Source organism: Acidobacteriota bacterium (genome assembly GCA_040752915.1).
GTDB lineage: Bacteria > Acidobacteriota > UBA4820 > UBA4820 > DSQY01 > JBFLVU01.
In genome coordinates, this window is the sequence record JBFMHB010000089.1 from 1 (window position 1) to 8,337 (window position 8,337).

Annotated in this window: 9 protein-coding genes; 7 read left to right on the forward strand and 2 right to left on the reverse strand. The window is 70.8% G+C overall.

Annotated elements, in window-relative coordinates:
- The first annotated feature begins 306 nt into the window (after nucleotides 1–306).
- From trpS to AB1824_12170, 3 genes are read left to right on the forward strand one after another with little or no spacing between them, the layout of a single operon-like run.
- Complete coding sequence (trpS, locus tag AB1824_12160; protein MEW5765718.1) at nucleotides 307–1,272, forward strand: tryptophan--tRNA ligase; 966 nt, start codon at nucleotides 307–309, stop codon at nucleotides 1,270–1,272.
- Between the two features lie 31 nt (nucleotides 1,273–1,303).
- Complete coding sequence (locus AB1824_12165) at nucleotides 1,304–1,639, forward strand: PilZ domain-containing protein (GenBank protein ID MEW5765719.1); 336 nt, start codon at nucleotides 1,304–1,306, stop codon at nucleotides 1,637–1,639.
- Nucleotides 1,639–1,845 (forward strand): hypothetical protein, encoded by a 207-nt coding sequence (locus AB1824_12170; GenBank protein MEW5765720.1) that lies wholly within the window; start codon nucleotides 1,639–1,641, stop codon nucleotides 1,843–1,845. The genes AB1824_12165 and AB1824_12170 overlap by 1 nt, the downstream gene beginning before the upstream one ends.
- A 195-nt stretch (nucleotides 1,846–2,040) precedes the next feature.
- Here AB1824_12170 and AB1824_12175 read toward each other — a convergent pair whose 3' ends face one another.
- On the reverse strand, nucleotides 2,041–2,376 hold the full coding sequence (locus tag AB1824_12175; protein MEW5765721.1) for a 4a-hydroxytetrahydrobiopterin dehydratase: 336 nt from the start codon (nucleotides 2,374–2,376) through the stop codon (nucleotides 2,041–2,043).
- A 117-nt stretch (nucleotides 2,377–2,493) separates the two neighbouring features.
- On the opposite strand from AB1824_12175, the gene AB1824_12180 reads away from it, so the two are divergent.
- Both AB1824_12180 and amrB read left to right on the forward strand, forming a co-directional pair.
- On the forward strand, nucleotides 2,494–4,287 hold the full coding sequence (locus tag AB1824_12180) for a long-chain fatty acid--CoA ligase (GenBank protein ID MEW5765722.1): 1,794 nt from the start codon (nucleotides 2,494–2,496) through the stop codon (nucleotides 4,285–4,287).
- Nucleotides 4,287–5,396 (forward strand): AmmeMemoRadiSam system protein B, encoded by a 1,110-nt coding sequence (amrB, locus tag AB1824_12185; protein ID MEW5765723.1) that lies wholly within the window; start codon nucleotides 4,287–4,289, stop codon nucleotides 5,394–5,396. Before AB1824_12180 ends, amrB begins: the two co-directional genes overlap by 1 nt.
- Before the next feature lie 3 nt (nucleotides 5,397–5,399).
- Here the strand turns inward: amrB and AB1824_12190 are convergent, their stop codons facing one another.
- Nucleotides 5,400–6,758 (reverse strand): NAD-dependent succinate-semialdehyde dehydrogenase, encoded by a 1,359-nt coding sequence (locus AB1824_12190; protein MEW5765724.1) that lies wholly within the window; start codon nucleotides 6,756–6,758, stop codon nucleotides 5,400–5,402.
- A gap of 93 nt (nucleotides 6,759–6,851) precedes the next feature.
- Here AB1824_12190 and scpB point away from each other — a divergent pair, with 93 nt between their 5' ends.
- Both scpB and AB1824_12200 read left to right on the forward strand, forming a co-directional pair.
- A complete protein-coding gene (gene scpB, locus AB1824_12195) occupies nucleotides 6,852–7,517 on the forward strand; it encodes an SMC-Scp complex subunit ScpB (GenBank protein ID MEW5765725.1) in 666 nt (221 codons plus the stop codon).
- Nucleotides 7,507–8,337 (forward strand): pseudouridine synthase (locus tag AB1824_12200; GenBank protein ID MEW5765726.1); only part of this gene is annotated, 831 nt, incomplete at its 3' end. The genes scpB and AB1824_12200, both read left to right, overlap by 11 nt.

Genomic DNA, 8,337 nt, shown 5'->3' on the forward strand with positions numbered 1-8,337 from the left:
GGGGCCGGCGCCGCCGCCGCCTCCGGGGGGTGGGGGCTCGGCGTCCGGTTCAGGGGTGGAGGTCGCCTCCGAGGAATCCGGCCCGCCCGAAGGGCGGAGGGGGTGAAGGGGCGGGCCGGAGAAGCGATTTCGTTTCGACGGGCCGGCCCTAGCCCTGGAGGAGGCGCCGAAGGCGCCGGGCCGGATGGGACAGAGGTATTGGAAAACCGGCCATTGGAAGAGGGAAGTGGAGACGTCCCAAGGCCGGGGCCACTTGAAGGGCGAGGGGGGCTCTGCTAGATTCACGGCGTCGGCGGGGGAGGGACTATGCGCGTTCTGTCGGGCATCCAGCCATCGGGGAAACTGCACCTGGGGAACTACCTGGGCGCCATGCGCCAGCACCTGGACCTCCAGCACGGGGGCGACGCCTTCTACTTCATCGCGGATTTCCACGCGCTGACGACGGTCAAGGACCCGCAGGTCCTTCGGGAGAACGTGCGGGACGTGGCGCTGGACTACCTGGCCCTGGGCCTGGACCCGCAGAAGTGCACCTTCTACCGCCAGTCGGACATCCCCGAGGTGCCCGAGCTGACGTGGCTCCTCACCACGGTGACGCCCATGGGGCTTCTGGAGCGGTGCCACTCCTACAAGGACAAGATCGCCAAGGGCATCGCGCCGGACCACGGGCTCTTCGCCTACCCGGTCCTCATGGCGGCGGACATCCTCATCGTGGACTCCAACGTGGTCCCCGTGGGGAAGGACCAGAAACAGCACGTGGAGGTCACCCGCGACATCGCCCAGCGTTTCAACAACACGTACGGCCAGGAGGTCTTCGTGATCCCCGAGGACCGCATCCTTCCCGAGGCGGGGGTGGTGCCGGGCCTGGACGGCCAGAAGATGAGCAAGTCCTACGGGAACGACATCGGCCTCTTCCTCGAGGGCAAGGCGCTCAAGGAGCGGGTCATGGCCATCGTGACCGACTCGGCGCCCGTGGAGGCGCCCAAGGATCCCGACGCGAACAACGTCTACAACCTCCTCAAACTCTTCGTATCCAAGGAGGAGGACGCCCAGTGGCGGGAGCGCTTCCAGAAGGGCGGGCTCAAGTACAGCGACGCCAAGAAGCGGCTCATCGCCGTCCTGGACGAGACCTTCGGGCCGGCCCGGGAGCGGCGGAAGGAGCTGGCGGCCCGCCCCGGCTTCGTGGAGGAGGTCCTGCGGGAGGGGGCGAAACGGGTGCGTCCCGTGGCGGCGGCCACCCTGGCCCGGGCGCGCAAGGCCTGCGGCATCGACTGAGGGACCAGCCCCCGGCGGGAGGGAGGGCAGGATGTTCGAGCGGAGGAGGCACCACCGGCACCGGCTGGCCCTCCCGGCGCGGCTCGTTCCCGCGGGGGCTGAAGGCTTCCCCGTGGAGGTCCTGAACATCAGCGCGGAGGCGGTCCTGGTTCGCGGGCCTCACCCCTTCCAACTCCTCAAGCGAGCCCTCCTGCGCCTCCACCTGGGGGAGCGGATCTTCGAAACCGATACGGTCTGCGTCCGGGTGAACCAGGGCCCGCCCTGGGAGGGGGCCTTCCTCTTCACGAACCCTCCCGAGGAGGCGGTCCGGGCGCTGGAAACCTTCCTGGCGGGTCTTCCGTATCCCCAGACGGGACGGGCACTCTGATGGCGGCGTTTCTGCTCTGGCTGATCCTGCTCTTCTTCTGCTGGCCCCTGGCGCTCCTGGCCCTCGTCCTCTACCCCATCGTGTGGCTCCTCCTCCTCCCCTTCCGGATCCTCGGCATCGCCGTGGGGGGAGTCCTGTCCCTCTTCAAGGCCCTCGTCTACCTTCCCGCCCGCGTCCTGGGCGGCCCCTCCGCCTTCCGGCGGTGAGTATTCCAAGAGGGAGGCTCCGCCCCCCTCTTGGCGCTCCGCTCCGCTTCGCTGAACTCCTCGGGAGAGGGCAGGTTGGCCTGGATGCGCCCGGCCCAGCCCCTCCGTGCCGCGCCAGGGGCGCGGCCAGGCCCCGGCCGATCATCGGAGGCGACCCACCGCTTTGTTCTGGACTGGCGTGGCGCGTTCCCGGCCTCAGTAGGCCAGCAGGGCGTTGACCTTGGCGGCGCAGATGAAGTCGTTCTCCGAGAGCCCGCCGATGGAGTGGGTCGCGTACCGCACCGTGCAGCGGTCGTAGCCCACGCTCAGGTCGGGGTGGTGGCCCTCCTGGTTCGCGATCCAGGCCACGGCGTTCACGAAGGACATGGTTTCGTGGAAGTCCCGGAAGGTGAAGGTCCGGGAGATCGCGTCCCCGGCCCCGCTGGGGGCCCAGAAGGGGACCTCCTCCAGCATCTTGTCCACCTGATCGCGGGACAAAGGCGGCACGCCGCCCTCGCAGGGCTTGCAGCGTTTTCCTTTCAACAAACTCATGGCGTCTCCTCCGGGGTGGGCCAAGGCGCGCCCCCCTCCGGGTTAAACGCTCGGCGGGGGCGCTTCCATGCCCTCGGCGGTGCTACAATTCGGCCCCGTTGGAAAAAGGGGGGGACCATGGCCGAGTCGCATTTCGCGCGGGAGCTGTTGCACCGTCTGGAAAGCCGCGGGAGCGGCCCCGCCTTCCGCTTTCAGGAGGGCGGGGAGTGGAAGACCTGGGACTGGGACCGGGTCCGGGAGGGGATCGAGTCGGTGGCCCGCTCCCTCGTCGCCCTCGGCGTCCCCGAGCTGGCGAGCGTGGCCCTCTTCTCGCCGAACCGGCCCGAGTGGACCCTTTGCGACGTGGGGGCCCTGGCGGCGCGGTGCGTCCCCGTGCCCATCTATCCCACGAACACCGTGAAGCAGGCCGCGTACATCCTGGCCGACGCCGACGCCCGCGTCTGCTTCGCGGGCGGGGCGGAGCAGTACGAGAAGGCCCTGGCCGCCGCCGAGGGCCTGCCGGGGCTGAAGCGCATCGTGGTCTTCGATCCCTCGGTGCCCCTGCGGGACGACGGGCGCTCCCTCTCCTTCGCCCAGTTTCTGAAGCTGGGCGAGGCGCCGGGGGCCCGGGAGGAGGCGAGGGCCCGCCTGGACCGGGGCGCTCCGGAGGATCTCCTGACCATCATCTACACCTCCGGCACCACGGGGGAGCCCAAGGGCGTCATGCTGACCCATTCCAACATCCTGGCGTGCTTCGAGGCCCACGAGAGGCGCCTGCCCCCCACCGGGCCGGGGGACGTCTCTCTCTGCTTCCTGCCTTTGAGCCACGTCTTCGAGCGGTGCTGGACCTATTACAACCTCCACCGGGGGGTGGAGAACGCCTACCTGGAGGACCCCAAACAAGTGGCGGCGGCCCTGCCGGCCGTGCGGCCCACCGTCATGTGCGCCGTGCCCCGCTTCTACGAGAAGGTCTACGGCGCCGTCATGACCAAGGTGCAGGCGGCGCCCCTCCCCCGCCGGGCCCTCTTCCGCTGGGCCTTGAGGACGGGGGCCGAAGCCGCCGAGAGGCGCCGGGTGGGCGCGGGCCTGGGGCCCTGGCTGGGGCTCAGACACCGCCTGGCCGACGGCCTCGTGCTGAAGAAACTGCGGGCCCTCACGGGGGGGCGCGTGCGGTACTTCCCCTGCGCCGGAGCGCCCCTGGCCCCCGAGATCGAGCGCTTCTTCGACGCCGCGGGGATGTTCGTGGCCTACGGCTACGGCCTCACCGAGACCACCGCCACGGTGTCGGTCCACGAGTGGACGGGCTTCGAGTACGGGACCGTGGGCAAGCCCCTTCCCGGCGTGGAGGTCCGCATCGGCGAGGGCGGGGAGATTCAGGTCCGGGGCGCCACGGTCATGAAGGGCTACTACAACAAGCCCGAGGAGACGGCCGAGGCCTTCGTGGACGGGTGGTTCCGCACGGGGGACGCGGGGGAGATCGACGCGGGCGGGCGCATCGCGGTGACGGACCGCATCAAGGACCTCATCAAGACGTCGGGGGGGAAATACGTGGCGCCCCAGGCCGTGGAGATGGCCCTCCTCGGAGACCCGCTGGTGGAGCAGGTGGCGGTCATCGGCGAGCGGCGAAAGTACATCACGGCCCTGATCGTTCCCAATTTCCCAGCCCTCGAGGAGTGGGCCCGGGACCGGGGGGTGGAGTTCTCGGACCGGGATTCCCTCCTGTGCCACCCCGAGGTGAAGGCCGTCTACGAGCGCCGCATCCGGCGTCGTTCCCACGACCTCGCCCCCTACGAGCAGATCAAGCGCTTCGCGCTCCTTCCGAAGGAGTTCAGCCAGGAGGCGGGGGAACTCACACCCACCATGAAGGTCAAGCGGAAGGAAGTGGCGGAAAAATACGCGGACCTCATCGAGACCCTGTATCGGGAGGCATGATGGGCCCTGCCGCCCCCCGGCTCCTTCGGTATCTCGCCCCGGCCCTCCTACCCCTCTCGCTCTGGGCGGCCGGGCCGCCCTCCCTGGAGGAAGTGCGGCGCGCCATGGCCGTCCCCTCCACGGAGGGCCTCAGGGGCCAGCAGGACGGCGTGGGCTTCGCCGTCACCGCCGCGCAAATGGCGGAGGTGGCCGCTCATTCCAAGGAGGGGCCCGCCCCCGAGGGCTTCGGGGCGAAGGTCCGGGGCGCCGTCCTGGGGGCCGTGTGCCCCCACGACGACTACCTCTACGCGGCGAGGATGTACCGGGCGGCCCTGGCCCCGATCGCGGCGAAGACCGTGGTGGTGGTGGGCGTCTTCCACAAGTGGCGGGCCTTCGGGATCCGCGACCGGCTGATCTTCGACCCCTATCCCGCCTGGAGGGCGCCCGACGGAAACGTCTCCGTCTCGCCCCTGCGGGAGGCCCTGCTCGCCCGCCTGCCGGAGGGGGACTACGTCCAGGACGCCGCCGCCCATGACGCGGAGCACTCGGTGGAGCCCATCGTTTATTGGCTCCGCCACGAGAACCCCGGCGTGGAGATCCTGCCCGTCCTGGTCCCCACCATGGGCTTTCCGCGCATGGAGGCCCTCTCGGACCGCTTCGCCGCGGCCCTGGCCGCGGTCCTGAAGGAGCGGGGCCTCCGCCTGGGCCGTGACGTGCAGGTGGTGGTCTCCTCGGACGCGGTCCACTACGGGGCCGACTTCGACTACGCGCCCTTCGGGGAGGGCGGCCCCGAGGCCTACGTCCTCGCCCGCGCCCAGGACCGGCGCCTGATGCGGGAATACCTGTCGGGAACGGTCACGAAAAAGAAGGCGCGGGGCCTCTTCGAGAAGCTCGTGGACCCCCAGGACCCGGGCCGTTACCGCATTCCCTGGTGCGGGCGCTTCAGCGTGCCCTTCACCATGCTGGTCTTGCGGGACCTGGCGGGAGAGGGGCTCCTTGCGGCGCCCGCCGCCTACGCCACGTCGGTGGACGGCCCCGAGCCGTCCTACGCCGAGGGCCCCGGCCGCACCGCCCCGGCGAACCTCCGCCACTTCGTGGGCTACCCCGCCGCCTGGTTCTGCGCGCCTTGACCCTCACGCCATCCAGACGGTCTTGACGTTGACGAACTCCCTTATTCCGAAGGCGCTCAGCTCGCGGCCGTACCCCGAGAGCTTGACCCCGCCGAAGGGGAGGCGCGGGTCGCTCTTCACCATGCCGTTGACGAAGACGCTGCCCGACTCGATCTCGGCGGCGAGCCGGCCGGCGAGGGCGAGGTCGGCGGTCCAGAGGCAGGCGCCGAGGCCGAAGGGGGAGGCGTTGGCGAGGGCCACGGCGTGGTCGGCGTCCTCGGCGAGGACCAGAGCCGCCACGGGTCCGAAGGTCTCCTCCTCGAAGGCGGCCATGCCGGGCTCCACCCGCGACAGGACCGTGGGCGGGTAGAAGAAGCCGCGGACGGGAAGGCGCTTGCCGCCGCACTTCAGCTGGGCGCCGGCCTTGAGGCTCCGATAGACCTGGTCGTGGAGGTCCTCCATGAGGTCCTGGCGGGCCAGGGGGCCCACCTCCGTCTTTCGGTCGGCGGGATCGCCCACGGCGAGGCCCGACATGGCCTTCACGAACTCCCGCTCGAAGGCTTCGTAGACGGGCGCCTCCACGATGAAGCGCTTGGCGGCGATGCAGGACTGGCCGTTGTTGATGCACCGGGCCTGGGCGGCCGTGCGGGCGGCCTTGGGAACGTCCGCGTCCCGAAGGACCACGAAGGGATCGGACCCGCCCAGCTCGAGCACGGTCTTCTTGAGGGCGGCCCCGGCGGCGGCGGCCACGGACCGCCCGGCGGGGTCGCTGCCCGTGAGGGTGACGGCCGCCACGGCCGGGTGGCGGACCACGGCCTCCACGGCCTTCGAGCCGATGAGGAGCGTCTGGAAGGCCCCCTTGGGGAACCCGGCCTCCCGGAGGACCTCCTCGATGGCCAGGGCGCACCCGGGAACGTTGGAGGCGTGTTTGAGGAGCCCCACGTTTCCGGCCATGAGGGCCGGCGCCGCGAAGCGGAAGACCTGCCAGAGGGGAAAGTTCCAGGGCATGACGGCCAGCACGGGCCCCAGGGGGTCGAAGCGGACGTAGCTCCGGCTCGCGTCGGTTTGCACGGCCTCCTCGGAGAGGAACCCCTCGGCCCGTTCGGCGTAGAAGTCGCAGACCCAGGCGCACTTCTCCACCTCGGCTTCGGCCTGGACGATGACCTTGCCCATCTCGGAGGTCATGAGGGCGGCCAGCTCCTCTTTCCGCTTCCGCAGGACCTGCGCGGCGCGGGCCATGAGGAGCCCCCGCTCCTCGAAGGAGGCCCGCCGCCAGAAGTCGAAGGTCTGCCGGGCGAAGTCGAGCCGCTCGTCCGTCTCCTCCGGGGAGTGCTCCGGGTAGTCGCGGATGACCGCTTCGGTGGCGGGGTTCATGGATTGCATGGCGCCTCCTCCGTCGAGAGAGCCGATTGTACACCGGCCGGGGGGCCGACGGCGGCCCTCGTCGAGTGATAGAATGCGGCGCGGGAGGGCCGCGTGCGAGAGAGCGACCAGCTCGGGGCGGTGGAAGCGATCCTGTTCGTCTCCGGCGCTCCGGTCACCGTCCAGCAGGTGGTGGAGGCGCTGGGGGGCCAGGTGGCGCCCCGGGAGGCCCTGTCCCTCCTCGAAAGGGTGCAGGAGACCTACGAGCGCGCCTCCGCGGGCCTCAGGGTGGAGCGGGTGGCGGAGGGCTTCCGGCTCGTGACCCGGCCCCTCCACGCGCCCTTTGTCCGCGCCTTCCTCAAGGCCCAAAACCTCCGCAAGATCAGCTCCGCCGCCGTGGAGACCCTCGCCATCGTGGCCTACAAGCAGCCGCTCACCTCGGCCGAAGTGTCCGCCATCCGCGGCACCGAATCGGCGGCGGTCCTCAAGGGCCTCCTCGAAAAGAAACTGCTGAGGATCGCGGGCCGCAAGGCCGTGGTAGGCCGCCCCCTTCTCTACGCCACGACGAAGGAGTTCCTCGTCCACTTCGGCCTCAACACCCTCGAGGACCTCCCCTCCTTCCGGGAGCTGGAGGAGGTCTTCCGGGAGAAGGTCCGGCAGGAGAGCCTCTTCAAGGAGGTGCCTCCTCCCGGCGGTTCCGCCCCCGCCGCCCCCGCCGAAGGGGGACCGGCCGGGGAGCCCGCCCCCGTCCCCGCCGAGGAGGAAGACCATGGCTCCTGAGAAGGCTTCGCGCCTGCGGCTCAACCAGTTTCTGGCCCGGTCCGGCGCGGGCTCGCGCCGCGGCGCGGAGGACCTGATCCGGGAGGGCCGCGTCACGGTGAACGGCCAGACGGTCACCGACCTCGCCACCCTCGTGGATCCCTCCCGGGATTCGGTGAAGGTGGACGGCCAGCGCCTGCACCCCTCCGAGCGCACGTCCTGCTACGCCCTGTACAAGCCCAAGGAGGTGGTCAGCACCCTCGAGGACCCCGAGGGCCGGCCGTGCCTGCGGGGCCTCATGCCGAGGGACGCGAGGGGCCTCTTTCCCGTGGGCCGCCTGGACTACCACAGCGAGGGTCTCCTCCTGCTCACCAACGACGGGGACCTGGGGTTCCGCCTCCTCCATCCCCGGTTCAAGGTGGCCAAGGTCTACCAGGTGAAGGTGAAGGGCTCCCCGTCTCCGGAGGCGCTGAACCGCCTGCGGCGCGGGGTCGTCCTCGAGGGACGCCGGACCCTTCCCGTGGACATCCGGCGGATGCCCTCCCGGGAGACCCACCACACCTGGCTGGAGATCACCATGATGGAGGGGCGGAAGAACCAGTTGAGGGAGATGTTCTTCCGCATCGAGCACCCCGTGATCAAGCTCAAGCGCGTGGCCATGGGTCCCGTCCGGCTCGGGAAAATGAACCCCGGCGAGGTGCGCGCCCTGAGCCCCGAGGAGCTGGCGGCGCTCCGGGAGGCCGCCTCGGGGGCCGGGAACCGCGAGCCCGGCACTCCCCCCGCGCGCCCGCGCGGTCCGGGGCGAGCCCGTCCCGCCGGAGGGGACCGGCGGCCGGACGCC

Excerpts from the sequence above, each read along its gene's own strand:
- AB1824_12175 (MEW5765721.1), bottom strand. The coding sequence starts at position 2,376 with ATGAGTTTGTTGAAAGGAAAACGCTGCAAGCCCTGCGAGGGCGGCGTG.
- AB1824_12180 (MEW5765722.1), top strand. The coding sequence starts at position 2,494 with ATGGCCGAGTCGCATTTCGCGCGGGAGCTGTTGCACCGTCTGGAAAGC.
- AB1824_12170 (MEW5765720.1), top strand. The coding sequence starts at position 1,639 with ATGGCGGCGTTTCTGCTCTGGCTGATCCTGCTCTTCTTCTGCTGGCCC.
- AB1824_12165 (MEW5765719.1), top strand. The coding sequence starts at position 1,304 with ATGTTCGAGCGGAGGAGGCACCACCGGCACCGGCTGGCCCTCCCGGCG.
- AB1824_12190 (MEW5765724.1), bottom strand. The coding sequence starts at position 6,758 with ATGCAATCCATGAACCCCGCCACCGAAGCGGTCATCCGCGACTACCCG.
- trpS (MEW5765718.1), top strand. The coding sequence starts at position 307 with ATGCGCGTTCTGTCGGGCATCCAGCCATCGGGGAAACTGCACCTGGGG.
- amrB (MEW5765723.1), top strand. The coding sequence starts at position 4,287 with ATGGGCCCTGCCGCCCCCCGGCTCCTTCGGTATCTCGCCCCGGCCCTC.